This is a genomic window from Lichenicola cladoniae (genome assembly GCF_013201075.1).
Lineage (GTDB): Bacteria > Pseudomonadota > Alphaproteobacteria > Acetobacterales > Acetobacteraceae > Lichenicola > Lichenicola cladoniae.
In genome coordinates, this window is the sequence record NZ_CP053708.1 from 488619 (window position 1) to 515542 (window position 26924).

The 26924-nt window shown below is 67.7% G+C and carries 21 protein-coding genes; 10 read left to right on the forward strand and 11 right to left on the reverse strand.

What is annotated here, in order from left to right; genetic code table 11:
- Window positions 1-29: 29 nt before the first annotated feature.
- On the reverse strand, window positions 30-1160 hold the full coding sequence (alr, locus tag HN018_RS02075) for an alanine racemase (protein ID WP_171836073.1): 1131 nt from the start codon (window positions 1158-1160) through the stop codon (window positions 30-32).
- Window positions 1157-2170: an NAD(P)/FAD-dependent oxidoreductase gene (locus HN018_RS02080; RefSeq protein WP_171836072.1), complete on the reverse strand. Its 1014-nt coding sequence runs from the start codon at window positions 2168-2170 to the stop codon at window positions 1157-1159. The genes alr and HN018_RS02080 overlap by 4 nt, the downstream gene beginning before the upstream one ends.
- A gap of 93 nt (window positions 2171-2263) precedes the next feature.
- Here HN018_RS02080 and tsaE point away from each other — a divergent pair, with 93 nt between their 5' ends.
- The 5 genes from tsaE (at window position 2264) to trxA (ending at window position 10602) form a co-directional block, all read left to right on the forward strand.
- On the forward strand, window positions 2264-2770 hold the full coding sequence (gene tsaE / locus HN018_RS02085) for a tRNA (adenosine(37)-N6)-threonylcarbamoyltransferase complex ATPase subunit type 1 TsaE (RefSeq protein WP_171836071.1): 507 nt from the start codon (window positions 2264-2266) through the stop codon (window positions 2768-2770).
- On the forward strand, window positions 2767-3525 hold the full coding sequence (locus HN018_RS02090) for a nucleotidyltransferase family protein (protein ID WP_239478946.1): 759 nt from the start codon (window positions 2767-2769) through the stop codon (window positions 3523-3525). The genes tsaE and HN018_RS02090 overlap by 4 nt, the downstream gene beginning before the upstream one ends.
- Before the next feature lie 12 nt (window positions 3526-3537).
- Window positions 3538-6513: a double-strand break repair protein AddB gene (addB, locus tag HN018_RS02095; RefSeq protein ID WP_171836070.1), complete on the forward strand. Its 2976-nt coding sequence runs from the start codon at window positions 3538-3540 to the stop codon at window positions 6511-6513.
- The gene (gene addA, locus HN018_RS02100; RefSeq protein ID WP_171836069.1) at window positions 6510-10166 is read left to right on the forward strand and encodes a double-strand break repair helicase AddA; all 3657 of its coding nucleotides are present in this window, start codon (window positions 6510-6512) and stop codon (window positions 10164-10166) included. Before addB ends, addA begins: the two co-directional genes overlap by 4 nt.
- 91 nt (window positions 10167-10257) lie before the next feature.
- Window positions 10258-10602 (forward strand): thioredoxin TrxA, encoded by a 345-nt coding sequence (gene trxA, locus HN018_RS02105; protein ID WP_171836068.1) that lies wholly within the window; start codon window positions 10258-10260, stop codon window positions 10600-10602.
- A 15-nt stretch (window positions 10603-10617) separates the two neighbouring features.
- Here the strand turns inward: trxA and HN018_RS02110 are convergent, their stop codons facing one another.
- The 7 genes from HN018_RS02110 to dxs all read right to left on the reverse strand — a co-directional run bounded on the left by HN018_RS02110 (window position 10618) and on the right by dxs (window position 18466).
- Entirely contained in the window at window positions 10618-11451 is an 834-nt protein-coding gene (locus HN018_RS02110; RefSeq protein WP_171836067.1) for a CHAD domain-containing protein, read from the reverse strand.
- 198 nt (window positions 11452-11649) lie between these two features.
- Window positions 11650-12000 carry a VOC family protein gene (locus HN018_RS02115; RefSeq protein ID WP_171836066.1) on the reverse strand — a complete coding sequence of 117 codons (351 nt, stop codon included), beginning with the start codon at window positions 11998-12000 and terminating at the stop codon, window positions 11650-11652.
- Between the two features lie 105 nt (window positions 12001-12105).
- Entirely contained in the window at window positions 12106-12939 is an 834-nt protein-coding gene (gene hpnK / locus HN018_RS02120; protein ID WP_171836065.1) for a hopanoid biosynthesis-associated protein HpnK, read from the reverse strand.
- Window positions 12940-12975: 36 nt separating this feature from the next.
- On the reverse strand, window positions 12976-14400 hold the full coding sequence (gene hpnJ, locus HN018_RS02125; RefSeq protein ID WP_171836064.1) for a hopanoid biosynthesis associated radical SAM protein HpnJ: 1425 nt from the start codon (window positions 14398-14400) through the stop codon (window positions 12976-12978).
- Between the two features lie 115 nt (window positions 14401-14515).
- A complete protein-coding gene (hpnI, locus tag HN018_RS02130; RefSeq protein ID WP_171836063.1) occupies window positions 14516-15733 on the reverse strand; it encodes a bacteriohopanetetrol glucosamine biosynthesis glycosyltransferase HpnI in 1218 nt (405 codons plus the stop codon).
- A 52-nt stretch (window positions 15734-15785) separates the two neighbouring features.
- On the reverse strand, window positions 15786-16436 hold the full coding sequence (locus HN018_RS02135; protein ID WP_171836062.1) for an ABC transporter substrate-binding protein: 651 nt from the start codon (window positions 16434-16436) through the stop codon (window positions 15786-15788).
- A gap of 5 nt (window positions 16437-16441) precedes the next feature.
- Window positions 16442-18466, reverse strand: coding sequence for a 1-deoxy-D-xylulose-5-phosphate synthase (dxs, locus tag HN018_RS02140; RefSeq protein WP_408886739.1), 2025 nt, complete (start codon window positions 18464-18466; stop codon window positions 16442-16444).
- Between the two features lie 420 nt (window positions 18467-18886).
- Here dxs and hpnH point away from each other — a divergent pair, with 420 nt between their 5' ends.
- Entirely contained in the window at window positions 18887-20041 is a 1155-nt protein-coding gene (gene hpnH / locus HN018_RS02145; protein ID WP_171836733.1) for an adenosyl-hopene transferase HpnH, read from the forward strand.
- Window positions 20042-20089: 48 nt separating this feature from the next.
- Here hpnH and HN018_RS02150 read toward each other — a convergent pair whose 3' ends face one another.
- Together HN018_RS02150 and HN018_RS02155 are read right to left on the reverse strand one after the other, a co-directional pair.
- On the reverse strand, window positions 20090-20983 hold the full coding sequence (locus HN018_RS02150; protein ID WP_171836734.1) for an NAD(P)-dependent oxidoreductase: 894 nt from the start codon (window positions 20981-20983) through the stop codon (window positions 20090-20092).
- 36 nt (window positions 20984-21019) lie between these two features.
- Entirely contained in the window at window positions 21020-22054 is a 1035-nt protein-coding gene (locus HN018_RS02155) for a LacI family DNA-binding transcriptional regulator (protein WP_171836735.1), read from the reverse strand.
- Window positions 22055-22240: 186 nt separating this feature from the next.
- Between HN018_RS02155 and HN018_RS02160 the strand changes: the two genes are divergently transcribed.
- Genes HN018_RS02160 through HN018_RS02175 form a run of 4 tightly spaced genes read left to right on the forward strand, consistent with a single transcriptional unit; the run spans window position 22241 to window position 26912 of the window.
- On the forward strand, window positions 22241-23797 hold the full coding sequence (locus tag HN018_RS02160; RefSeq protein WP_171836736.1) for a sugar ABC transporter ATP-binding protein: 1557 nt from the start codon (window positions 22241-22243) through the stop codon (window positions 23795-23797).
- A complete protein-coding gene (locus HN018_RS02165; protein WP_171836737.1) occupies window positions 23794-24825 on the forward strand; it encodes an ABC transporter permease in 1032 nt (343 codons plus the stop codon). Before HN018_RS02160 ends, HN018_RS02165 begins: the two co-directional genes overlap by 4 nt.
- Window positions 24822-25859 carry an ABC transporter permease gene (locus HN018_RS02170; RefSeq protein ID WP_171836738.1) on the forward strand — a complete coding sequence of 346 codons (1038 nt, stop codon included), beginning with the start codon at window positions 24822-24824 and terminating at the stop codon, window positions 25857-25859. Before HN018_RS02165 ends, HN018_RS02170 begins: the two co-directional genes overlap by 4 nt.
- Before the next feature lie 39 nt (window positions 25860-25898).
- Window positions 25899-26912 carry an autoinducer 2 ABC transporter substrate-binding protein gene (locus HN018_RS02175; RefSeq protein ID WP_171836739.1) on the forward strand — a complete coding sequence of 338 codons (1014 nt, stop codon included), beginning with the start codon at window positions 25899-25901 and terminating at the stop codon, window positions 26910-26912.
- Window positions 26913-26924: the final 12 nt, after the last annotated feature.

The window sequence follows — 26924 nt, forward strand, 5'->3', positions numbered from 1 at the left end:
CGGGGTCCTTACCTGCGGGCCGGAGCAACTCAGCGACCAGCGTGCCAGCTTCGGTGATAGCGGTTGCCGAGCGACGTCAGCAGCTCATAGCCGATCGTGCCGGCGGCGTCCGCAGCGTCCTCGATCGGACGATGCGGCCCGATCAGGTCGAGCGGCATGCCCTCCCGGACCCTGTCGACCGGAACGCCGGTGACGTCGATTGCCAGGCAGTCCATCGAGATCCTCCCGATGATCGGCAGCATCGGGCCGCCATCCGGCAGGCTTGCCACGCCGCCGCTCGAGGCACGCAGGAACCCGTCCGCATAGCCGATCGCGACGGTGGCCACATCGGTCGGGCGTGTCGCCCTGAACATCGCGCCATACCCGACCCAGTCGCCCGGCTGAACCCGGCGCGTCTGCACGACACGCGCCTGCAGCCTGACCACCGGCCGCATCGGGTTGGGCCTGCGCGCGGTCGGCGGGACGCCATACAGGGCGACACCCGGCCGGACCAGGTCGAGATGATACCGGCTGCCCAGGAAGATGCCGGACGAGGCGGCAAGGCTTCGCGGCGCGGGCGGGAGCAGGGATGCCAGCCGCTCGAAGCTCGCCAGTTGCTCCTGGTTGGCCGGATGATCCGGGGTGTCGGCGCAGCCCAGGTGGCTCATCACCAGCCGGATCTCGATGCCGGCCAGTCCGTGCGCTTGTCCGGCCAACTCCACCACCTCATGCGGCGGCAGGCCGAAGCGCGACATGCCGGTGTCGATCTGCACCGAAGCGGCCAGGGGCCGCCCGGCCTCGAACGCAGCTGCGCGCCATTCGGCGATCTGGCCGATGCTGTTGAGCACCGGCAGCAGATCATGCGTCACGAATACCGGAGCGGTCCCGGGGGGAATGCCGTTCAGCACGAACACGGTCCGGCCGGGAGGCAGCAGCCGGCGCAGGGCGACCCCTTCCGCAAGATGAGCAACGAAGAAGGTGCGGCATCCGGCCCGGTCCAGGGCCGGTGCTACGTGCTCGATGCCGAGCCCGTAGGCGTCGGCCTTGACCACGGCGGCGCATTCGGCGGGCGCCGTCCGCTCCTGCAAGGCGCGCCAGTTGGCGGCGATCGCGTCCAGGTCGATCGAAAGCCATCCGCCGGCCCAGGCGGCCAACGACGCAGCGTCCTCCATCCTGTTCATGCGGCCGGCACGCCCCTGGAGGTGGAGTATTCGAAATGCAGCGCCTGCTCCGGCCGCACGATCGGATGGATCGCATGCGCCGCCATCGCGGCCTCGCTGAACCCCTGCAGGATCAGCTTGAGCTTGCCCGGATAGGTGGCCACGTCGCCGATCGCGAACACCCCGGGCAGGGTGGTTTCCAGCGTCGAGGGGGTGACCGGAACCAGGGTGTGCAGCCCGGTCTGCAGGCCCCAGTTGGCGATCGGCCCGAGGTCGGTCGAGAGGCCGAAGAACGGCAGCAGGCAGTCCGCGTCCAGCGTCCTGACCTCGCCGTCCAAGGTCGCCACCGACACGCCGGACAACACGCCATCCTCGCCGGACAATCCGTGCAGCTGGTAGGGCACCACCTTCTCGATCTCGCCACGACCCGCTGCCCGGTCGAGCTGTGCGAGGCTTTCCGGCGCGGAGCGGAAGCGGTCGCGGCGATGCACCAGCCAGACCTTGGCGGCGATGTCCCTGAGCGACAGCGCCCAGTCCACCGCGCTGTCGCCGCCACCGGCGATCACCACGCGCCGGCCGCGCAGCGCCTCGCGCCGGCGGATGAAATACATCACCCCGCCCTCGCGCTCGAACGCCTCGATCCCGGCCAGCGGCGGCCGGTTCGGACCGAATGCGCCGGCACCGGCGGCGATGATCACCGCCTTGGCGGCCACGCTGTCGCCCCGGTCGGTCCGCAGCCGGAAAGCACCGCGCGTGCCGGCCAGCGCCTCGACCCTGCGGTCCAGCAGCCGGCGAACGTGGAACGGCGCGATCTGGCGTTCCAGCGACGCGATCAGCGCGCCGGCCTCGACTGCCGGAAGGCCGGGGATGTCGTAGATCGGCTTCTCCGGATACAGCGCCGTGCACTGGCCGCCGATCTCGGACAACGCGTCGATCAGCACGCAGTCCAGGCGCAGCATGCCGCATTCGAAGGCCGCGAAAAGCCCGGCGGGGCCGGCACCGATGATCGCAACGTCGGTCTCGATCTCCATGGCGTCGGTCTCCGGCTTCCGTAATTATATGGGTCGGCGTGACCCGGACACCGCGCATTGTGGAGCATGGCAGGGCTACGGCAAGATGCTGGAATGGACTCCGGATTGACGTGCGACCTGCCCGACCTGGCGAGCACCGAGGCTCTCGGCCGAGCATTGGCGCGTCTGCTGCGTCCGGGCGATTCGATTCTGCTCGATGGCCCGCTCGGCGCCGGCAAGACGGCACTTGCCCGCGCCCTGCTGCGCGAAGCCTGCGGCCACGCCGAGATGGAGGTGCCGAGCCCGAGCTACACGCTGGTGCAGACCTATGAAGGAGCCGGATTCCCGATCGCCCATTTCGACCTCTGGCGCCTGGATGGCCCGGCCTCGGTCGAGGAGCTTGGGTGGGACGAGGCCCGGGCCGGGGTCGTGCTGGTGGAATGGCCGGACCGACTCGGCATGCTGGCGCCGGCGGACGCGCTGTGCCTGACCCTGGAACTGCTGCCCGATACTGGCGGCCATGCCGATTGCGCCGCCGATCCGCCGCGCCGCGTGCTGATCGAGGGCTGGCCGGACCGCCTCCTGGCCGGGCTCGCGACGCCGGGACCGGTTCGCGCGTGAGCACCGTGATCCGCCGTGCGATGATCCTGGCCGCGGGCCTGGGCACGCGCATGCAGCCGCTGACCGGAACCATGCCGAAGCCGCTGCTGTCGGTTGCCGGCCGATCGTTGCTGGATCATGCGCTCGACCGGCTGCGGGAGGCGGGCGTCGAGACGGTGGTGGTGAGCGCACACCATCATGCCGATCAGGTGACGGCCCGGTTGCGGGCGCGTACCGCCAAGGACGGTGGCAGGCCGGCCACCGTCCTGCAGTCCGAGCCGGTCCTGCTGGATACCGGGGGCGCGGTTCTCGAAGCGCTGAACTCCGGCGGACTGACGCGGGATGCGCCGTTCTTCGTAGTGAACGGCGACAGCTTCTGGCTGGATGGGCCGACGCCGGCCCTGCGCAGGCTGACCGGCGCGTTCGATGCGCAGGCGTGCGACGTGCTGCTGCTGGTGGCGCGCACCGCCACGGTCATCGGCGAGGTGGGCTCCGGCGATTTCGCGATCGACGAGGACAACCGGCTGCGCAGGCGCCACGAGAACGAGATCGTCCCGTACATGTTCGCCGGCGTGCAACTGGTGTCGCCGGCGCTGTTCCAGGGCATCCATCATGGTGCCTTCAGCATGAATTTGCTCTGGGACCAGGCCATCGCCGAGGGCCGCATCCGGGCCTTGGTGCATGACGGACCGTGGTTCCATCTGTCGCGTCCGTCCGACATCGCCGAAACCGAACGTGCGCTGCGCGACCCGCTCTTCGGCCCGGCGACGACCTGAAGCGGGACCCGGATGTCACTCAATCTCGCTCTCATCCCCCAGCACCTCCCGTTCCTCGACGTGCTCGCGGCGCGCTGGATCGCCCAGGCCGGCGGCGTGGACGACCCGCTGGCCCTGGCGCGTGGCACCATCCTGCTGCCGACCCGGCGTGCGGCGCGTGCGCTGTCCGACGCGTTCCTCCGGGTGGCCGATGGGCGGGTCATGCTGCTGCCGCGCATCGCCGCGATCGGTGCGCTGGATGAGGCACCCCTGGCACTCGGCGGCTGGCTCGACGCGCCGCCCGCGGTCGAGCCGATGCGCCGGCTGGCCCTGCTCAGCGGGCTGGTGCTGAAAGCCGGGCACCGGTTCGGCACCGCACCGACCCTGGACCAGGCCTGGCCGCTGGCGCAGGCGCTGGCCGACCTCATGGACGAGGCCGAGCGCGCAGATTGCGACCTCGCACGCACCCTGCCCGATGCCGCCGAAGGCTTCGCGCAGCACTGGCAGGACACGCTGGAGTTTCTGCGGATCGTCACCGCCGCCTGGCCGCAATGGCTGGCGGATTCCGGCCTCGCCAACCCGGTGGCGCGGCAGATGGCACTGCTGCGGGCGCAGGCGACGCTCTGGCACGAGGGCGGCGGCACCCATCACCCGATCTGGGCCGCCGGCTTCACCGCCGCGAATCCCGCGGTCGCGGCGTTGCTGCGATCGATCGCGAGCTTGCCGCACGGACAGGTCGTGCTCCACGGCATCGACGGCCGGCTGACCGACGATGAATGGGACGCGTTGCCCGACAGCCATCCGCAGGCCGGCCTTGCTACCCTGCTGGGCCGGCTCGAGGCCCGGCGCGACGACCTGCAGCGGTGGGATGGCCCCGAAGCGCCCACCTGTCCGGTCGGCCGGGTTCTTGCGCTGTCCCGGGCGCTGCTGCTGGAGCAGGCACTGGGAAACTGGCTCGAGGATCGCGGGCCGGTCGAGATCGGCGGCATAACCCGCCTGCAGACCAGCGACCAGCAGGAGGAAGCCGCCGCGATCGCCCTGGTCATGCGGTCCGCCCTGGAAGTGCCGGGCAAGCGAGCCGCCCTGGTTACCCCCGATCGCGCGCTGGCCAACCGGGTCGCGGTGGAACTCTCCCGCTGGGGCGTTGCGGTGGACGACAGTGCCGGCGAGCCCCTGATCTCGACGCCGCCATCAATGCTGCTGCGCCTTCTGGCCACTGCGGTGGCGGACGGGCTGGCGCCGGTTGCGCTGCTCTCGCTGTTGAAGCATCCCCTGGCTGCCGCCGGCCTGGCGCCTGTGGAATGCCGCAGGCAGGCCCGCCTGCTGGAGCTGCTGTGCCTGCGTGGTCCGGCGCCGACTCCCGGGCTCGACGGCCTGCGCGCCAGCGTGGCCGAGGCCGCGAAGGACCCGCGCAGCAGCCAGTTCCTCGAGCAGGTGGTGACCTGCCTGGCGCCGCTGCTGAACGCGTCGTCGGCGCGTGTCGTCTCGCCCCGGCTGCTGCTGCGCGCCCTGGTGCAGGCCGCCGAAGCCCTGGCCGGAACCGACGAGAAGTCCGGTGCCGCAATTCTCTGGTCGGGCGAGGAGGGCAATGCGCTGGCGCTGCACCTGGCCGAGCTGTCGAGCGCCTGCGACGGCCTGCCGGACCAGTCGCCGAACATCCTGACCGGCCTGCTCGAGGCCTCGATGCTCGGAATCGCCGTCCGCAGCCGGCGCGTGCTGCGTGGGCTGCCCGAGGGATCCGCCGAGCATCCGCGCCTGTTCATCTGGGGGCTGCTGGAGGCCCGGCTACAGACCGTCGAGCTGATGGTGCTGGGCGGGCTGGTCGAGACCGTCTGGCCGCAATCGGTCGATCCCGGGCCCTGGATGAGCCGGCCGATGCGCGTCCGGGTCGGCCTGCCATCACCCGAGGAAGCCGTGGGCCAGGCCGCGCACGACTTCCTGTCGGCTTGCTGCGGAGCGCCGGAGATCGTGCTGTCCTGTCCCGCACGCCGGGAAGGCGCTCCCGCAGTGCCGGCACGCTGGCTGGTCAGGCTGGAAGCGTTCCTCGCTGGCCGTGACATGAGCGTGCCGACCCATCCGGCCAGCGCCTGGTTGCGCCGTCTCGACCAGCCCGACGGCCCGGCGGTCCCGGTGCGTCCGCCGTCGCCAAGGCCGCCGGTGTCGCTGCGTCCGCGCCGCCTCAGCGTCACCGAGATCGAGACCTGGATGCGCGATCCGTATGCGGTGCATGCCAAGCACATCCTCCGACTTCGGCCCATCGCCGCCCTGGAGGAACCGGCGGACGCTGCCGACTACGGCATCATCGTGCACGAGGCGCTTGCCGGCTTCCTGCATGCCAACCCAGGCGACTGGCCGGCCAATGCGGCCGCTGCTTTGGAGCACGCATTCGATGCGGTGCTCGACGCCAGGGGGCTGAGACCGGCACTTGCGGCGTGGTGGCGGCCGCGGCTGGCGCGCATCGCCGAATGGGTCGCCCGTACCGAGGGCGAACGTCGCGCGCAGTCGCACCCGCTCGAGTTGCGCACGGAGATTTCCGGCAAGGTGGCGATCGCCGGCGCACCGGGCGGCGAGTTCGTGCTGAGCGGCCGGGCCGACCGGATCGAGAAGCGGGCCGACGGGCTGCTCGCCTTGTTCGACTACAAGACCGGAACGCTGCCGAGCCGGCTGGCGGTCCAGGCGGGCTGGTCCTCGCAACTGGTGCTGGAGGCCGCGATGGCCCTGCGTGGCGGTTTCGGTCCCGAGCTCCAGGCGCAGGCGGCCGAGATCGTCTACTGGAAGCTGTCCGGCGGCGCCAAGCCCGGCGAGGAATTGCAGCCGATCAAGAGCGAGGCACTGCAGGCCCTGGTCGAGCGAAGCTGGGACTCGCTCGCCGCCCTGGTCGCAGCCTACGACCAGCCCGACCAGCCCTATCTCTCGCACCCACGGCCCGACTGGGCTCCGCCCTATCCGGACTACGCACAGCTGGCGCGCGTGGCCGAATGGAGCGCTGCCCAGGAAGACGGCGCATGAGCGTTTCACTGGCCGGCAAAAGCCCGGGCGACGCCATCGACCTTGCCAACAAGCAGCAGGGCCAAGCCTCCGACCCGAACGCATCCGCCTTCGTGTCGGCGTCGGCCGGCAGCGGCAAGACCAAGCTGCTGATCGACCGGCTGCTTCGTCTGATGCTGCCGCGCCCGGCACCGGAGGATCCCGCGCAGGGTATCGTACCGGGAACCGATCCGGCACGGATCCAGTGCCTGACCTTCACCAAGGCGGCCGCCGCGGAGATGTCGATCCGGCTGCAGCGCGAGCTGGGCCGATGGGTGACGCTGGACGATACGGCGCTCGATGCAAGACTCACGGCGCTCGGCTGCGGCCATGGTCCGATGATGCGCAGGTCCGCCCGCGCCCTGTTTGCGCGTGTGCTGGACCTTCCCGGCGGCATGCGGATCGGCACCATCCACGCCTTCTGCCAGTCGCTGCTGCGCCGGTTCCCTGTCGAGGCGGCGATCAGCCCGCACTTCCGGCTGGTCGAGGAGACCGACAGCCGCATCGCCCTGAACCGCGCCTGGGAGGAGGTGCTGGCCTCCCGCGTCGGCTCAGCCGAGGGACGGGCGGCGCTGGCCCTGCTGGCCGGGCAGGTGAACGCCCAGGAGGTGACCAGGCTGGTTCGCAGGCTGCAGGAAAAGGCGCCGCTGCTGGGACCGATGCTGTCGCTGCTGGAACAGGACCCGGACGAGGTGCAGGCGCAGCTGCGGCAAGTCGCCGGCATCGTGCATGCGGACGAGGAAGCCTGCATCCTTGCCGCCACAAGCCTGCCGGACGAAGCAGCGATGCTGCGGCTGCTGCGGCTGGCGATCGAAGTCGGACCGCCCGGGCTGAAGGCGACCGCGGCGCGGATCGCGGACTGGCTGACGAACGCTCATCCGAACCGGCATCAGGCCTGGCATGCCTGGCGGGAGTTGTTCCTGACCGCCGCCGGCGAACCGCGCGCGGCCGGCGGTTTCGTCAAGGGCAAGGTCGCCACGTCGCATCCAGAGATCGCCGACGCCCTGGTGGCCGAAGCCGAGCGGGTCGCAGCGGTCGACGATGTCTGCCGGGCCATCAGGATGGTGTCGCTGACCATGGCGCTGCTGCGCATGGCGGGTCCGGTGCTGCGCCGCTACGCCGGCACCAAGCGCGAGCGCGGCCTGCTCGATTACGACGACCTGATCGCCCGCACGCTCGACCTGCTGCGCGAGCCGGGATCGGCCTGGGTGCTCTACAAGCTGGATGGCGGCATCGACCATCTGCTGCTCGACGAGGTGCAGGACACCTCGGAGCTGCAATGGCGCATCGCCGGCGCCCTCACCGAGGATTTCTTCGTTGGTGGCGGTGCGGGGACCGAACGGGCGTCGCCGCGCACGGTGTTCGCGGTCGGCGACTACAAGCAGTCGATCTACTCGTTCCAGGGTGCCGACCCGAAGGCGTTCCATGAATGGCACGAGCGGTTCCGGAGCCGGGTGCGCGACGGCGGCGAGGATTGGCGCGAGCCCGAGCTGAACGTGTCGTTCCGATCGGTGGAGCCGGTGCTGACGCTGGTGGACGCGGTGTTCGCCAGCCCCGACGCCGCCGCCGGCGTGGTCGAGCCCGGCAGCGCCGTCGCCGTGCATCACTACTCGGCCCGCCCCGACGCGCCCGGCTGCGTCGAGCTGTGGCCACTGGTGCCGGCCTCCCTGGAGGCGCCCGACCCGCTGGATGGGGATGCCGGGCCGGTTCCGGAGCCGGTGTCCGATGATCCATGGTCCGCACCGGCGCGCAATCGCGGGCAGGTCTCGGCGCCGCAGCGCCTGGCGGAGGCGCTGGCGCGGTGGATCGCCGGGGAGATCGGGCGTCCGCACGCGACCGGCGGTGCGCCACTGACCGCCGGTGACGTGCTGGTCCTGGTGCCGAGACGCAGCGCATTCGTGCGCGCACTGATCCGTGCGCTGAAGGCCGAGGGCGTGCCGGTGGCGACGCTGGTGCGCACCGGCCTGGTCGACCAGATCGCGGTGCAGGACCTGATGGCGCTGTGCGACGTGCTGCTGCTGCCGCAGGACAACCTGACCCTGGGGTGCGTGCTGACCAGCCCGCTCGGCGGCCTGTCCGACGACAGCCTGATGGAACTGGCGATCGGTCGCGAGGGCACGCTCTGGGACCAGCTGCGCGATCGGTCCGAGGAGCGGCCCGACTGGCGGCGCGCCTGGGGAATGCTGTCGACCCTGTTCGGCCGGGTGGACTTCGTCTCGCCGCACGCGTTGCTGAGCGAGGCGCTCGGCCGGCTCGGTGGGCGCGCCAGGCTGCTGGCGCGGCTCGGGCCGGAAGCCGTCGAACCGGTGGACGAACTGCTGTCGGCGGCGCTTCGCCATGCCGAAACGCATCCGCCGTCGCTGCAGGGCTTCCTGCACTGGCTCCGGCGGTCGGAGGAAACCATCAAGCGCGAACCCGATGCCGCCGGCGATGCGGTCCGGGTGATGACGGCGCATGGCGCGAAGGGCCTGCAGGCTCGGCTGGTGGTGCTGCCGGACACCACGTCGATCGCACCGACCGACGAGAACCTGCTCTGGAGCAAAGAGAGCGGCCTGATGCTGCCGTTCTGGGTGCCGCGCGCGGACCTGGCCTCGGCGCCGACAAAACGCCTGCGCGACCGGATCAGGCAGGCGGCACAGGAGGAGAGCAACCGGCTGCTCTACGTCGCTCTGACCCGCGCCGCCGACCGGCTGGTGGTGTGCGGCTGGGAACCCGGCCGCAAGACGCCGGCCAAGCTGCCGCCGACCTGCTGGTACGAACTCTGCCGGCAAGGCTTCGAAACCGCGGAGGCGTCCGCCGAGCCGTTCGGCCTCGGCTGGCCCGGCGACCGGCTGTTGCTGGAGCAGCGCGCCGCAGTCGAGCCCGTACGGCGCAATCCCGTCATCGTCCCTCCGCCGGCGCCGAGCCTGCCCGCCTGGATGGGCCGGGCGCCGCTATGGCATCCGTTGCCGCCACCGGTCGAGCCCGCACTGCCGCGGCCGCTGGCGCCGAGCCGTCCCGACGATGTCGGGCTCGGGCCGGTACCGGAGCTGCGCTCGCCGCTCGATGCCGGCAACGACCCTGTGGAACGGCGCACGGGCGCACGCGCCGACGCGTTCCGCCGTGGGCGACTGGTGCATGCGCTGCTACAGCATCTGCCGGGCCTCGACCCCAGCAATCGCGATGCGGCGGCCAGGCGCTTCCTGCTTGCCGGGCCGGATGGGTTGCCACCCGACGAGGCCGGGCACCTTGCCACCCAGATCATGGCGTTGCTGTCCGATCCGGCGCTCGCACCCCTGTTCGAGCCCGACGCCCTGGCCGAGCAGCCGGTCTCGGGCCTGGTCGACGGCATCGTCATCAGCGGGCAGATCGACCGGCTGCGCGTCCTGGCCGACGAGATCCTGCTATGCGACTTCAAGACCAACCGCCGCACCCCGGCACGCCCCGAGGAGGTGCCGGTTCCATATCTCCGTCAGATGGCCGCGTATCGGGCTTTGCTGGCAGCACTGTATCCGGGCCGGCCGATCCGCTGCGCGCTGGTCTGGACCCAGGAGGCGGCGATCATGCACCTGCCGGACGCGGTATTGCTGCCACATGCGCCGGGCACATATCGGACGAGAGCCGAGGATGCGCGCGCGAGCCCGGGTGTGGCTTGACCGCCCGCGCCGTCCTGCCCATCTCGGGACTGAGTTTGATCGTGCCCGCACGGAGTCGCTGCGGACCGACTGTCCATTTCAGGAGAGCGTGATGAGCGAGAACACGGTGGCCGTGACCGACGAGACCTTCGATGCCGACGTGCTGAAGGCCAAGGGTGTCGTGCTGGTCGATTTCTGGGCGGAGTGGTGCGGTCCCTGCAAGATGATCGCACCGGCACTCGAGGAGATCGGCGCCGAGTTCAAGGACCAGCTTATCGTCGCAAAGGTGGACATCGACTCCAACCCGCTGACCCCGAACGCCTACGCCGTTCGCGGCATACCGACGATGATCATGTTCAGGGACGGCAAGCCGGCGGCGACCAAGGTCGGTGCGATGCCGAAGAGCCAGCTCAAGGAATGGGTCCGCCAGAACCTGGCAGCCACCGCAGCGGCCTGATCGATCGTACCCCGGCTACCAGAAGGCCGGGATTGCCTTGAACTGATGCCAGGCGGCGGGGAGCTCGATAAGGGCCTCCTGCCGCCGTTCGTTTGCCCAGGCTTCGATCACCAGTCTGCCGGGCTGATCGGGCAGGCGATGCACCAGTTCGACAGCTGCGATCGCATCGTTCAGGCGGCCGAGATCTTCCTGCAGGACTGAAAGAGCCTGCCGATAGGGTTTGGTGTTGCCGCGTCCATGCAGCGACTCCAGCATCTCGATCCCGTATCGCAGCGATTTCAGCGCCTTGCGCAAGCCATGCCGCTCCTCGTCATCTTGTTCCTCGAGCCCCGTCGCGCGCTTGCTTACGGATTTGGCCAGCCGGTCCAGCAGCGGCCCGGCCTCGTCGGCAATCAACTGTCTCGCTGCCTTGCGTGGAGAGAACGCGACCCGGTCGCCGCTCCAGCTTCCGAGGTCCTGCAGCATCGCATCGGTCTGCGGGGCTTCCAGCAGCGCCCGCACGGCAACATGCCCAAGCTCACGTTCGTGCTGGGCCGGTGCCACCAGTGCGCCCAGCGCCTCGGCTTGATCCGGGATCACGGCCATGACTGCCGGCACCGTTTCCAGCACGAACACGTCCCAGTCCCGGGCGGCGCCGAGAGTGCGCCCGAGCGCACGCAACGCATCGTTGAAGCCGTCGCGGGCCGAGGGGTTCAGGTGCCGCCGGAACAGCTTCAACGCGGATCGCAGACGGCGGAGTGCTACCCGCGCTTGATGGATGGCCTCGGGATCGCCGGCGAAGGCCCCGGCGCGATGCGCTTCCAGATGCTCGAGCCCTTCGCCGATTACCAGCCGCAGGCTGTTCGACACTGTGTCCCCACTGAAGAGGGGCGGTGGCTCGGCTTTGCGCAACGGATCACCCGATCTGGATTGTGGTCGTCGGACGGAGGGCACCGGACCCTGCCGGGAAGACATCATCCGCGGATTGAGGCTACAGCAAATTCAGCCAGCCGGACGAGCGACCCTGAAACATCACGCAGCTCGCGTCATGGCGTTCCCGCCCGATCCTCAGTCCGGCTTCATCGCCGCCAACTCGTTGCCGCTCGGGTCACGGAAGTGAAAGCGACGGCCACCGGGAAACGCGAAGATCGGCTTGGTGATCAGACCGCCGGCATCGGTCACCGCAGCCAGTGCGCGATCGATATCCGGAACGTCGATTACCGGTAGGGGCGCTTGGGTGGCCTCGCCGGCGTCGGCCTGAAGCCCGACATCGACGTCCCCGGTCAGGGTGCAGGCATAGGACGGGCCGAACGACGTCATGTTCCAGCCGAACACCCTGGCATAGAAGGCCCTGCCGGCAGCAAGGTCCTGGGTCGGCAGTTCGACGAAGCAGGGACGAGGCGGCTTGTTTGCGTCCATGATGCTCTCCCGAAGACGAAGGCGCGGCGGCTTGGCATATCCAGCTGATCACCGATCCGGCTCGCCGTCACTCGGCGGAATCACGTCGGTCGGGCCGGGACGATGCTACCGGGCGTCCTGCCAGGTTGCCGGCACGGCACCCGTCCTGAACAGCGCGCGCCGCACGCGCGGATCGCACAAAGCTGCCAGTTCCGCCTCGTGCTCGTAGCCGGGCATCAGCGCGTCCAGCAGCGGATCGCGGGAGGCAGCCGGATGGAAGTAGATCTCGCTGAACCCCTCGGGCAGGCGTCCCGCCAGCGTGATGAGGCGATCGGTCGTCATGTGGCCGCTCCAGGCCAGCCCGAAACATGCATCGTTGGTGGTCATGCCGGCACGGCGCAGCTGCGCCCGCAGCACCCGTGTCCAGGCGCGCAGGGCGCGGGCACCGATCGTATCCGGCTCGCCGACCGGCACGGGCGGCTCGATCGGCACCCGGATCGACTTCAGCCCATGACGCAGGCCGGCGCGCACCATCATCGCGCCCACGGTCGGATGCAGGTGCATGTGCTTGTGCGCATTGGCATGGTCGAGCGCCAGGCCGGTCCGGGCGAAGGCGTCGAACTGCGCCTGGACCTCGCATGCGAGCTGACGGCGGATATCGGGCCGGAAAAAATACCGGAGGCCGAGCTTGATCTGGTCGGACGGGAACCGGCCTTGCCGGTCAACCAGAAGCGGGATCTCGACAGGATCGAGAACGGCTGGACCCTCGATGACGACCAGATGAAGGCCGACCTTCAGATCCGGCATGCGCCTGGCGCGTTCGACTGCGTCCGCGACGGCGGCACCGGCGACCATCAGGCTCGCCGTGGTCAGGATGCCGTCGCGATGCGCCCGCTCGATGCCCTCGTTGACGCTTGGTGACAGCCCGAAATCATCGGCCGAGATCAGGAGCTGGCGCATCGGAGTGCCGGGGCGCTATGGCCCCGGCGTTACCGATCAGGCTGCGTGGCGGTCCTTGAGGAACTGGAAGAACTCCACTCCCTCACGCAGGCGACGCTTCATCATCTGCGGACTGCGCACCATCTCACCGACGATCGAAGCGATCTTTGGGGCCCGGAAATAGAACTTCCGGTAGAAGGTCTCGACGCTCTCGAAGATCTCGGTATGCGACAGATGCGGGTAGTGCAGCGGCGCCATCTGCACGCCGTTCTCGTCGATCAGCTCGGCATGGCTCTCGTCCAGCCAGCCATTCTCGGTCGCCTGCTTGTGCAGGAAGGTGCCGGGATAGGGAGCGGCCAGGCTGACCTGCATGGTGTGCGGGTTGATCTCCTTGGCGAAGGTGATCGTCTCCTGGATGGTCTCCTTGGTCTCGCCGGGAAGGCCCAGGATGAAGGTCCCGTGGATCTTGATGCCGAGCTCGTGGCAATCCTTGGTGAACTGCCGGGCGACCTCGATCCTGAGGCCCTTCTTGATGTTGTGAAGGATCTGCTGGTTGCCGCTCTCGTAGCCGACCAGCAACAGGCGCAGCCCGTTATCCTTCAGCACCTTCAGGGTCGAGCGCGGCACGTTCGCCTTCGCGTTGCAGGACCAGGTGACCCCCAGCTTGCCGAGTTCCTTGGCGATCAGTTCCGCCCGCGGCAGGTCGTCGGTGAAGGTATCGTCGTCGAAGAAGAATTCCTTCACCTGCGGGAAATACTTCATCGCCAGACGGATTTCCTCGGCGACATGGCCGGGGGTACGGGTGCGATAGACGTGCCCGCCGACGGTCTGCGGCCAGAGGCAGAAGGTGCAGCGCGATTTGCAGCCGCGACCGGTGTAGATCGAGATGTACGGGTGCATCAGGTACCCGATGAAGTAGTCCTCGATGTGCAGGTCGCGCTTGTAGACCTCCGTCACGAACGGCAGCGAGTCCATGTCGTGGATCATCTCGCGATCCCGGTTATGGACGATCACGCCATCGTTATTGCGCCAGCTGATCCCGTCGACGCTCTTGAGGTCGCGGCCCTCGGCGATCTCCTTGACGGTGAAATCGAACTCGTTGCGGGCGACCCAGTCGATCGGCAGGCCCTTGAGCAGGCTCTCCTCGGGCTGGACCGCGACCTTGGCGCCGACCATGCCGATCTTCAGGCTCGGCTTGGCGTCCTTCAGCATCTGCGCGACCTTCACGTCCGATGCGAAGGACGGGGTCGAGGTGTGCAGCACCACCATGTCGCGGTCGGCGATGTCGGCTAGCACCGGCTCCATGCCCAGGCGGGCCGGCGGTGCATCGATCAGGCGGCTATCCGGGATCAGCGCCGCCGGCTGGGCCAGCCAGGTCGGATACCAGAACGACTTGATCTCGCGCTTGGCCTGGTAGCGCGAACCGGCGCCACCATCGAAGCCATCGAACGAGGGAGGCTGAAGGAACAAGGTCTTCATCATCGGGAGAGGCGTCCTCGGATCGAGCAAAAAGCCGATATGGGGTCGAACGGGCAGCCGGGCTCAATACGCCTGGCCGTGGTGTACGTCATCATAATCCTGCACGCCAAGATCGTCGTCAGTCGCCGGCATCGATCACGGGTGCCAGGGCCGGTGCCATCCGGGAATGGACGGTCGTCACGACCGCCTGGTCCGGAAGACGCATGGTTTGGCCGCGCCATGCTACGCGGCGCCCGGTAAAGCTTCCGAGCATGACTACCGCCGACAGCCAGTCACGCACCGGCAGCAGCATGATCGGCAGCGTCGCTGCCTGACCAAGTGCCCGATCGATCAGCGCCGCAGACAGGAAGCGGACCATCCAGACGAAGGCAAGCGCCAGCCAGGCCGACACCGATTCCGGCAGTAGCACGACTGCGAGCGTAGCCCAGAACAGCGGCAACTGGATCGCAGAAAGCGCATATCCCAGCGGCTCGACACTGCGGACGGTGCGACCCCAGCGCAGTTCGTGCGCGAACAGGTCGCTGAAACCGACCTCGGCGGTCGTGGTCATGGTCATGGCGTTGGCGATCGCGATCGACTGGCCGTTCGCACGCACCAGCTGCCCGAGCGCCGAATCGTCCGCGATGTGGGGCGACAATGCAGGCAGGCCGCCGATCGCCTCCAGGGTGTACCGATCCAGTGCCATCGTGGATCCCAGGCAATCCTGGCGGCCAAGCAGGCGCGACATCAGGACGCCAGGCAGGAAACTATGGTTGATCTGCCCGGCCGCCAGCCTGCGTGCCAGGGTGGGGCTGGCCGTTCGCCCCCCGTACAGCGTGGTCACCAATCCGACGCCCGGCTCCGCCAACGCCGCGACGACATGGCGCAGGTAGCTGGGCCCGGCATGGATGTCCGAGTCCGATATCACCAGCACATCATGGCGGGCACTTGGCAGCATATTGATGAGGTTGGCGACCTTATAATTGTCGCCATGTGGCGTCGGATCGACCACCAGTCTGAGGTCGAGCAGGGGGAAGCGCGCCTGCAGCCGGCGCACGACCGGGATTGCCGAGTCGCCGCGGCTTTGCACGCCGAACACGATCTGCATATCCGGGTAGTCCTGCAGGCAGAAGCTGGCGAGCGCGTCCTCGAGAAGCGGCTCGTCGCCGCAAAGCGGTTTCAGGACTGTGACCGCAGGCAACGGCGTTAGGCGAGCCGGCACGGCGACGGAGCCGCGCCGGTTCGTGCCGAAGCGATGAAGCAGCACGGCGCCCACAGCTGCCTGCACGCAGCCGAGTGCAGCCACGAAATCGGCAGCGACACTCATGACGGCAAGCGGATTATGCTGAAGCATCATGGGGGTGGCTGGTGCCCTTGGCCGGCAGTCGGCGTTCAATGTTCGAGGTCGGTCAGCCCTCCGAGAAGGCCTGGGTCTTCTTCTTCAGGCTGTCTATCAGCGGAGTCGCATCACCGGTGCTGAAGCTGGATCCAAAGTCGGCACGCTGAACCGCAACCTGGCTGATGTTACCGTTCAGTAGCACGTCCACCACCTGCCAACCCCCAGGACCTTGACGCATCACGTAATTGACATCGGTGGTGGAGCCACTGGGCGACACGATACTCGTATGCACGATCTGGTCGCCGGCAATCGGCGAAGCGGTCGGGGTCGGGTCAACCTTGAAGACATCCGTCGAACCGGCGGCGAAGTTCGAGACGTAGCGTGCCACGGTGAACTGGCGGAACTGCTCCAGAAGCTGCTGCTTCTGCGTGTCCGGCAGGCTGCGGTAGCGCAGACCGAGCGAGTTCTGCAGCACGGTCTGTAGGTTAAAGACCTGGTCGACAACCGGCGCCAGGAGCTGCGCACGCTGCGAGAAAGCGGCTGTGGACCGCTCGGTCTGGGTAAGACGCGCATACAGCGCCGTGACCGAAGCGACGGGCGAGCCGGGCTGGGAGGAAGCTCCAGAGCCGGCCTGCGTCGCCTGTGCGAGACTGCCGGACGAAAGGGTAGCCGTGCCTAGGAGTGCCAGGCACAGCCCTAATATGAGCTTGGATGAACGCATGCGTTTCACGATGTCGGTGCGATACGGCTCAACGGCAAGTCCCCGGCCAACGCATCCCTGCCAACGTCCGGCACACCGAGGGCCTGGAGTGCGGTCTGGACGATGTGGCTGGCGGACAATCCGGCGTGGATGATCTGTGCGGCGGGGGTATCGTGGTCGATGAAGCGGTCCGGCAGTGTCAGCGGCCGGACCTTGACGTGGTCGAGCAGGCCGGTGAGCGCCAGGTGGTGCATCACGATCGACCCGAAGCCGCCGGCAGCCCCTTCCTCGATGGTGATCAGCACCGCGTGGTTGCGGGCCAGCTGCTCGATCAGCGCGGTGTCGATCGGCTTGGCGAAGCGCGCATCCACCACCGTCGGCGGCAGCCCGCGTGCGGCCAGCTCGTCCGCGGCCTTGAGCGTCTCGCCGAGGCGCGAGCCCAGGCTGAGCAGCGCGATGCCGCCCTGCTCGCGGCCCTGCTGGCGTCCGGCCTCGCGCACGATGCGCCCACGCCCGATCTCCAGGAGGCTGCCGCGTGCCGGCAGCGCCTGCAGCCCGAGCCCGTTGCCGCGCGGGTAGCGCAGCGCGATCGGACCGGCATCGAATGCCGCCGCCGTCGCGGTCATGTGCAGCAGCTCGATCTCGTCGGACGGCGCCATGATGGTCATGCCCGGCAGGCAGCCGAGATAGTTCAGGTCGAACGCACCGGCGTGCGTGGCGCCGTCAGCGCCGACCAGCCCGGCCCGGTCGATCGCGAACCGAACCGGCAGGTTCTGCAGCACCACGTCGTGCACCACCTGGTCGTAGGCGCGCTGCAGGAAGGTCGAGTAGATCGCCACGAACGGACGCAGGCCCTCGGTCGCCATGCCGGCGGCAAAGGTCACCGCATGCTGCTCGGCGATGCCGACATCGAAGAACCGGTCCGGATAGGCCTTGGCGAATGCGTCCAGCCCGGTGCCGGACGGCATCGCGGCGGTGATCGCCACGATGCTCTCGTCGTCGCCGGCGCACGCGGTCAGCTCGCGGCCGAACACCGCGGTGAAGGTCGGCGGCCCCGGCGGCGTCTTGGCCTGCTCGCCGGTGACCACGTTGAACTTGGCGACCGCGTGATACTTGTCGCCGGACGCCTCGGCGGGCGCGTAGCCGCGACCCTTCTGGGTGATCACGTGCAGCAGCACCGGGCCGGCCTCGTCGGCATCGCGCAGGTTGCGCAGCACCGGCATCAGGTGGTCGAGGTTATGGCCGTCGATCGGGCCGATATAGTAGAAGCCCAGCTCCTCGAACAACGTGCCGCCGGTCAGCAGGCCACGCGCATACTCGTCCGCCCGCTTGGCGGTGCGCTCGATGCCGCTGGGCAGCCGCCTGGCCACCTTGCCGGCGAGGTCGCGCAGGCTGAGGAACTTCTGGCTCGACATCAGCCGCGACAGGTAGGCCGACATCGCGCCGACCGGCGGGGCGATCGACATCTCGTTGTCGTTCAGCACCACGATCAGCCGGGCCTTGGACGAGCCGGCATTGTTCATCGCCTCGTAGGCCATGCCGGCCGAGATGGCGCCGTCGCCGATCACCGCGATCACATGGCGGTCGCGCACCGTGGCGCGGCCCTGGCTCTCCAGGATGTCGTGCGCCACCGCCATGCCGAGGCCGGCCGAGATCGAGGTCGACGAGTGCGCCGCACCGAACGGGTCGTAGGCGCTCTCGGAGCGCCGGGTGAAGCCGGACAGGCCGCCGGGCTGGCGCAGGGTGCGGATGCGCTCGCGCCGCTCGGTCAGGATCTTGTGCGGATAGGTCTGGTGGCCGACATCCCAGATCAGCCGGTCGTCGGGGGTGTCGAACACCGCATGCAGCGCCACCGTCAGCTCGACCACGCCGAGCGAGGCGCCCAGGTGCCCGCCGGTGGTCGACACCGTGTCCAGCGTCTCCCCACGCAGCTCGTCCGCCACCTGCCGCAACTGCTCGATCGACAGGTTGCGCAGGTCGCGCGGTGACCGAACACGGTCGAGGAGGGGGTATTTCGAAGGCGTCACGCCCGGGGAGTCCAACTCGTCCATGTCCACCGATGTGTCCATTCGCGCCGGCTGCGTCGGGTTGGTCTTCGCCCCGCGATCCGGTCTGGTTACAAGCACCCACCCCATCGTCTGGTCCTGGGTCTGCTCTGTGCAGCACTCCTTAGAGCCAACATGATGGGTTCGACAGGGGCATCGATGCACCTGTGGCAGAAATACCATGGGTGGCGGGGCCATGAGATTGCTGCAGCAACCACTTTTGTCGTATAGGTATCGATCTATTCAATTCATTCACGTCACCAGAGCTGTCTTCCGTCCTGTTCTCGTACCCGTGATTGTTGGAGCTTCCGACCCATCTCCATCATTCTCCAGTGTGTCCATGATGGATGCGCTGGCAACGAGGCCGTTCCCACGACCAGCAGATGACCCGGCTCGCGAGCCGGAGCTTTAGGAGAACACGTTCGCATGGCCGTTCCGATCATGCAGGCTGTCCGAGTCGGCGCCTACGTCGTCAAGCAGCACCTCAAGCGCCGCCAGCGTTATCCGCTGGTGTTGATGCTCGAGCCGTTGTTCCGCTGCAATCTGGCATGCGCCGGCTGCGGCAAGATCGACTATCCGGCGCCGATCCTGAACCAACGCCTGACAGTGCAGGAGTGCCTGGACGCCGATACCGAGTGCGGCGCTCCGGTGATCGCGGTCGCCGGTGGCGAGCCGCTGCTGCACAAGGAGATGCCGGAGATCATCGAGAAGCTCCTGGCACGCCGGAAGTATGTCTATCTCTGCACCAATGCGTTGCTGCTCGAGAAGAAGCTCGACGATTACAAGCCCAACCCGTTCTTTTCCTGGGACGTGCATCTGGACGGCGACCAGGAGACGCATGACGCCTCCGTCTGCCAGGACGGGGTCTATGACCGGGCGGTCGCGGCGATCCGCAAGGCCAAGGAGCGTGGCTTCCGCGTCTCGATCAACTGCACCGTGTTCGACGGCGCCAAGCCGGAGCGGCTGGCGAAATTCTTCGACGATGTGATGGCCATGGGCGTGGACGGCATCATGACCGCGCCGGGCTATGCCTACGAGCGCGCACCGGACCAGGCCCACTTCCTGAACCGCCAGAAGACCAAGCAGCTGTTCCGCGACGTGTTCCGTCTCGGCAAGGGCAAGAAGTGGCGCTTCACCCAGTCGCCGCTGTTCCTGAACTTCCTGGCCGGTAACGAGACCTATCACTGCACCCCGTGGGGCAAGCCGCTCCGCAACGTGTTCGGCTGGCAGAAGCCCTGCTACCTGCTGGGCGAGGGCTATGCCGCGACCTTCAAGGAGCTGATGGAAGACACGGCCTGGGAGCAGTACGGCACCGGCAACTACGAGAAGTGCGCCGACTGCATGGTGCATTCCGGCTACGAGTCGTCAGCAGTGATCGATGCGGTGAAGCGGCCGCTGCACATCCTGAAGGTGGCGCTCCGCGGGCCGCAGACCGAAGGCGAGATGGCGCCCGAGATCTCGCTCGAGAACCAGCGCCCGGCGACCTACAACTACACCGAGCACGTCGACTCCCGGATGAAGGAAATCGCTGCGAAGAAGGCCGCAACCCGCAAGGTCGTGGTCAACGAGCCGGCCGAGTAAAGCGATCTCCGGGGGCTATTTTGCCCCCGGGGGCCATCCGGCGTCTCGTTATTTGGCAGCCTGGACGCCGCTCACCTGGGCGACGATGTCGGTCAGGGTCGGCACATAGCCATCGCCATGTCCCATCCCGACCGCCAGCGCGAAGCTGTTGCGCACCGCGGCGCTGACCGGGTTCGGGGTCGCCGAGGTTCCGGCGAAGCTCGCAAGGTAAGTCAGGTCCTTGAGCGCGTTCGACAGCGTGAACTTGTGCGCTTCCGGATTGCCACCGACCACGTATTCGAAGAACGTCTGGAAGAACAGGCAGTCCATCCTGCCGCCGCGGATGACGTCGTGGAACACCTGTGAGCTGACCCCGGCCTTTGCGCCGAGTGCCAGCGCTTCGGCGTAGAGCGACGCGTAGCCGAGAGAGACGAAGTTGTTCAGCAACTTCATCATGTGCGCGGTCCCGGTCGGCCCGGTCTCGACGATCCTGCCGGCGAAGGCCTCAAGCACCGGCCTCGCCCGGGCGACGTCCGCAGGATCCCCGCCCACCATCACGTCCAGCGTGCCGGCCCAGGCCTCCTTGGGGGTGCGGCTGAGTGGCGCGTCGATCAGGGTGATGCCGGCAGGCTTCAGGCTCTCGGCCAGGGCGGTGGTCACCGCCGGCTCGGAGGTCGAGCAGTCGATCACCAGCAGGGGCTTGCCCGCGGCTTCCAGCCCATCCGGACCCTGCACCAGTGCACGGACCTGCGGGCTGCCGGTGACGCACAGCACGACGATGTCGCTGGCCTCGCCGAGGGCGCGGGCGGAGGTGGCCTCGGTCGCCCCGCGTGCCAGCAGGTCCTCGACCGCATCGCGCTTGCGGTGCCCGAGCACGGTCAGGCCGAACCCCTTTTCGAGCAGGTTCTTGGCCATGCCGTGGCCCATCAGGCCGACGCCGGCGAAGCCGATTGTCTGTGTCATGCGACTTGTTCTCCGATTCGGCCGCAGCCGGTTGGTTCAGGTGCTCTCGCGGATCGCCAGATGGCAGCCTACATCCACGCGGTCCGGTCCGGACGAGGTTCCCGCAACGCGGGCAAGCAGCTTGCGTGCCGCCGTCTCGCCGATCAGGCAGCGCGGTGAAACGATGGTTGTCAGCGACGGGCGGGTGAGGGCGCTGATGCCGAGCCCGTTGAAGCCGGCGATCGCGATCCGCCCGGGTACGGCGATACCGGCATGCGCCGCTCGCAGCAGCGCCCCGACCGCCAGGTCGTCATTGGCAAAGAACAGCGCATCGAGCTCCGGTGCCTGCGCCATGACCGCCAGCAACTGGTCGCCGCCGATCTCGGGACTGGAGCCGCCGGCAAAGGTGAAGGGGGGGCGGCGCTCCAGCCCGGCTGCGGCCAGCGCCCGGTCGAGCCCGCGGAAACGCTGCATCGCCCGATAATCACCGTCGAGCCAGCCGCCGACAAAGCCGATCCGCCTGTAGCCCCGGGCGATCAGGTGTTCCCCCATCATCGTGCCGGCCCTGGAATGCGACAAGCCGACATTCATGTCGATTGGCCGGGTGCCCAGCTCCATGATTTCCACCACGGGCCGGCCGCAACCGCGCAGCAGCGCGCGTGTGCGTTCGGCGTGGCGCAGACCCGCGACGATGATACCGGCCGGAGACCAGCCGAGCAGGGTGGAGACAAGCGCCGTCTCGCGTTCGAGATCATACTGGGTGTTGCCCAGCAGCAGCTGGTACCCTTCCGCCTCCAGTATGGCCTGGATGCCCTCGATCACCTCGATGAAGACCGCGTTCGACAGCGACGGCACGATGACCGGAATGATGCGGCTCTCCGCCGAGGCGAGGGCGCCGGCGAACCGGTTCGGGACGTAGCCCAGCTCGGCGACCGCCACGTCGATCAGCGCCCGGAGCGACGGGGATACGCTGTCCGGTGAATTGATCGCACGCGAAACAGTGATCGGGGCCACGCCGGCCCGTTCGGCCACGTCTTTCAGGGTCACTGCGCTGGTGCGGACGCGGCGGCGCAAGGGGATTGGCGGGTTCATGTCCGCCAATCCTACAAGCGCACGCGCCCGGCCGCCACCGCTGGTATGCGACGGTGATTAATTGAATGGTTGCGCTACCATTCGCGGCGTGATTATGGTTGCCCCGAAGGATGCCGGTGTTTGTCGTGAATACGCGACGGGCGAGAAGCAAGCCGCACACAGGAAGATCTCTAGGAGCACCGCGCAATGTCGCGACAGTCGAGCGAGCGTGGGCAGGCCGTGACCGGTCATTACCGGGCGAGCGATATCACCAAGAGCTATGGCAGCGTTTCGGTTCTGCGCGGGATCAGCGTGTCGCTCGAACCCGGTCGTATCCATACGATGATGGGCGAGAACGGCGCCGGCAAATCCACCCTGTTCAAGGTGATGTCGGGGATCGTGCGTCCGAATACCGGCAGGCTCACGCTCGACGATCGGTCGATCGCCTTCGCGTCGCCGCACGAGGCGCATGCGCACGGGATTTACCTGGTGCCCCAGGAGCCGGCGCTGATGCCGGAGCTCAGCGTCGCCGAAACCATGTTCGTTGGCCAGCTGCCGACCACGGGCAAGCTGGTGCGGCGCGTCGACTGGACCACGATGAAGATGCGGGCCCGGGCCGCGCTGGATACGTTGGGGCTCGACATCGCCGTGGATGCGCCCGCCCGGCTGCTGTCGATCGCCCAGCAGCAACAGGTGGAGTGCGCGAAGGCACTGCTGCGCGGCTGCCGGGTGATCCTGTTCGACGAACCGACCTCGCCGCTGACCACGCACGAGGTGCAGCATCTGTTCGCGACGATGCGTCGGTTGCGCGACGAAGGCTACACGCTCGCCTTCATCAGCCACCGCATGGACGAGGTTCTGGAGATATCCGACGATATCAGCGTGCTGCGCGACGGAGTTCTGGTCGACAGCGTTCGGCACGAGCAGTTCGACCGCACCAGGTTGCTGTCGCAGATGGTCGGCCGTGAAATGCGCACGATCCCCCGTCGCTCGTGGTCGTGTGCCACCGACCAGCCAGCCCTGACGGTCTCGAACCTGGGCCGGGCCGGAACTTTCAGCGACGTCAGCTTCACCCTGCATCGTGGCGAAATTCTGGGTCTGGCCGGACTTGTCGGCGCCGGGCGGACCGAGATCGCCGAAGCGATCTTTGCGTTGCGCCCGCACGATTCCGGTACCGTAACGCTGAACGGCGAGATGATTTCCGACCTTCCGACCGACGAGATCATCCGCAAGGGTCTGGTGTATGCACCGGAGGATCGCGCACGCCATGGCGCGATCCTGCAGATGACCATCGCCGAGAACGTCACGTCCGGCCTGATCGAGCGGGTGCGTCACCGCTTGGGCCTGATGGATCGAGCCGACGAGGACAGGATCGGCGCCGATACGGTGCAGCGTTATCGCGTACGCTGTGCCGGCACGGACCAGACCCTGCGTCAGCTTTCCGGTGGTAACCAGCAGAAGGTCGTGTTCGGGAAATGGATGGGCCTGTCGCCGACGGTGGCGATCCTCGACGAACCGACCCGCGGCGTCGATGTCGGCGCCAAGGAAGAGATCTACGAACTCATCGAGTCCCTGGCGAAGGACGGCATCGCGATCCTGGTCATATCGTCCGAGATGGAGGAACTGGTGCGTCTCTGCGACCGGATCGTTTCGGTCTATGAGGGCCGCATCGTCGCCGAGTTGAGTGGTGATGCGATCACGCCCGAGCGCGTCGCACGCTCCTATCTCAGTCACGCGGGCGATGTGCAGGACATCGCCGCATGAACGCCCCGCTTCTATCCCAATCGGTAACGCAACCGGGGGCGTTGCAAGGCGTGCCCGTTGTCCAGCGCTCCCGGGTTGCCGCCAGCGCGGGGCGCGATGTTCGCTCGATCGCACTCGCTGCCGTGACGATCGCGACCGTGCTGCTGGTCGGCGCGTTCAACCACGGGTTCATGTCGCTGCAAAACCTGCACTTCATGCTGCTGAACTGCGTCGTTCTGTCCTTGTTGGCACTGGGCCAGACCCTGGTCATCGCCACCCGCGGCATCGACCTCTCCGTGGCGCCGGTACTCGGACTTACCGCCATGGTGACCGGGCTCATGGCGCAGGGCGGCGGATTGCCGCTTGCCGGCGCGTTCGGCATTGCTCTTGCGATCGGGCTGGTGCTGGGCACCATCAACGGCCTTCTGGTCGCGAAGCTCGCAATCCCGCCGATCATCACCACGCTCGGCACCTACAGCCTCTATAGCGGCCTGATTTTCCTGTATTCGAACGGGACCCAGGTCGACTCCGTGCCGCACGCCTATGCCACGCTCGGCAACGGCGTCGTTTCCGACGTGCTGCCATTGCCGATCCCGGTGCTGGTGCTGGCTGTCGTGTTGCTGCTGGTCTGGTTCGTCCTCGGCCATACCAGGTTCGGACGCGCTATCCTGGCGATCGGCAACAACCAGGCCGCGGCCTACAATGCCGGTATTCCGGTCACCGCGACCCAAGTCGGCGCCTATACGGCGTCCGGTGTTCTGGCAGCCCTCGCCGGCCTGATGTTCCTGTCCTACACCGGCTCCGCCACCGTCACGACCGGCACCGGCGATCATATGGAACTGCAATCCATCGCCGTTGCGCTGATCGGCGGTACCGCCATCGCCGGAGGCCGCGGCAATGCGCTCGGTGCCGTTCTCGGTGCCCTGTTCCTGAGCGTGATCCTGACTGCCCTGGTCTTCGTTCATGTTCCGCCGATCTGGTACTCGGCGGGGGAAGGGCTGATGATTCTCGTCGCGGTCACCGCCGGCGCCAAGAGGGTTGCACGATGACCGGCGCCAACGAGGTTACCGCCGCGCGCGGCAAGACCAGCCGCTTCCCGCTCGGCACCTGGGAACGATCCCTGCTGTTGCTGCTGCTGTTCCTGACAGTCGGACTGATTGCGGGCGTGCCTGGGTTCTATCCGGGTTTTGCCGGCTTCCTGGCGCTGTCCGAGAACTTCCTGCCCTTCGGTCTGGTGGCGCTCGGCCTCACCACCGTCATCCTGACCGGGGGCATTGACCTGTCGGTCGGCGCGACCGCCGGCCTCTCGGCAATCGTCATGGCCGAGCTATGGAGCGGGCTGCACATCTCGATCTGGCTGGCGGCTCTCGTGGGCGTCATCGCCGGCGGACTGCTCGGCCTAGTCAACGGCCTGATCATCACCCGCCTGCGGACGGAGCCGCTGATCGCCACCCTGGCGACCAGCTTCATCTACGGCAGCATCGCCACGGCGCTCGCCGGCGACACGCCGCCCTCCGGTTTCCCGGACAGCTTCAACCGCCTCGGCACCGGCGCCTTCGGCGACATCGTGCCGTTCCAGATCCTGCTGTTCGCGGTTGCAGCGTTGCTGTTCTCGCTGCTGATCTCGCGCTCTATCTTCGGCCGGAAGATCATCATGATCGGGTACAACGTGGAGGCCGCACGATATTCCGGCATCCGCGTGGACCGCATCGTGACGTCCGCCTATGTCATCAGCGGCGTGATGGCCGGCCTCGCCGGCATCGTGCTGGCTGCCTACTACAGCGCGGTTCGTCCCGACATGGGCGACCTGCTGCTGCTCAGCACCATCACCATCGTCGTGCTCGGCGGCGTCAGCATCTTCGGTGGCGACGGGACCATCTCGGGCGTGGTCATCGCCGTTCTGCTGCTCGGCGTCCTGCGCCAGGGCATGCTGATCGCCGGCTTCTCCGACATGGTCACCACCATGCTCACCGGCGCGATCCTGCTGGCCGCGATCGCCATCAAGAACGTGTTTGCCGGGCGCGGCGGCTTTCTCCCGATGCTGCTTGCCCGGTTCCGGCCGGGCACGGTCTCGTCAAACTGACTCAACCATAAACAAACAATGGAAACGGATATCAACATCATGGCTCATACAGAACGTCGGACGTCCACGCTCCGTGCAGCTCTCGCGGCACTGCCGCTGATGCTCGCGGCCGGGCTCACCGCCCAGGCCGCCGACATCGACACCTCGAAGCGCATCAAGGTCGCGATGGTGCCGAAGCTGGTCGGGCTATCGGTGTTCAAGGCGAACCAGCAGGGTGCTGAAACTGCCGCAAAGGCACTCAATATCGACTTCCTGTACACCGGTCCGGTCACCGCCTCGGCGCAGGGCCAGGTCGACGTGTTCAACAGCCTGATCGCCCGTCGCTTCAACGCCATCACCACCACGTCGAACAACCCGACCCAGCTGGCACCGGCACTGCGCCGCGCGCGCAAGCAGGGCATCAAAGTCGTCTCCTACGACAGCGACGTTGCGGCCGATGCCCGCGACTTCTTTATCCAGAACACCGACTATGCCGCCTTCGGCAAGGCGCTGGTCGAATCGGTCGCGAAATATGCAGGGCCGACCGCGAAGGTGGCCATCCTGTCCTCGACGCCCGATGCCACGATCCAGAACGAATGGATCAACGCGCTCAAGAAATACATGACCGCGACCTACCCCAAGATGCAGATTGTCACCACCCAATATGGCCAGTCGAGCCCGTCGCAATCCCTGACGGCCGGCCTGAACATTCTGCAGGCCAACGCCGATGTGACAGGCATCATCGCCCCGGACGGCGCCGCCGAGGTGGGTGCCGCGGCCGCGGTCGAGAAACTGGGCCGCACCGGCAAGGTGTTCGTGACTGGCTGCAGCGATCCGAACGCGATCCGTCAGTACGTGAAGTCCGGGATCATCAAGGAAAGCCCGTTGTGGGATGAGGTCAAGGAAGGCGAACTGGTCATGTATGTTGCCCGCCTGGCCGTCAACAACGCGATCCAGCGCAACGGCGACTTCACCGCCGGCGATCTCGGCTCGTTCACGGCAAAGGATGGCGTCATCGTGTTTAGCGAACCGCTGATCTTCAATGCCGCAAATATCGATCAGTATCAGTTCTGAAAAATCGGAGAT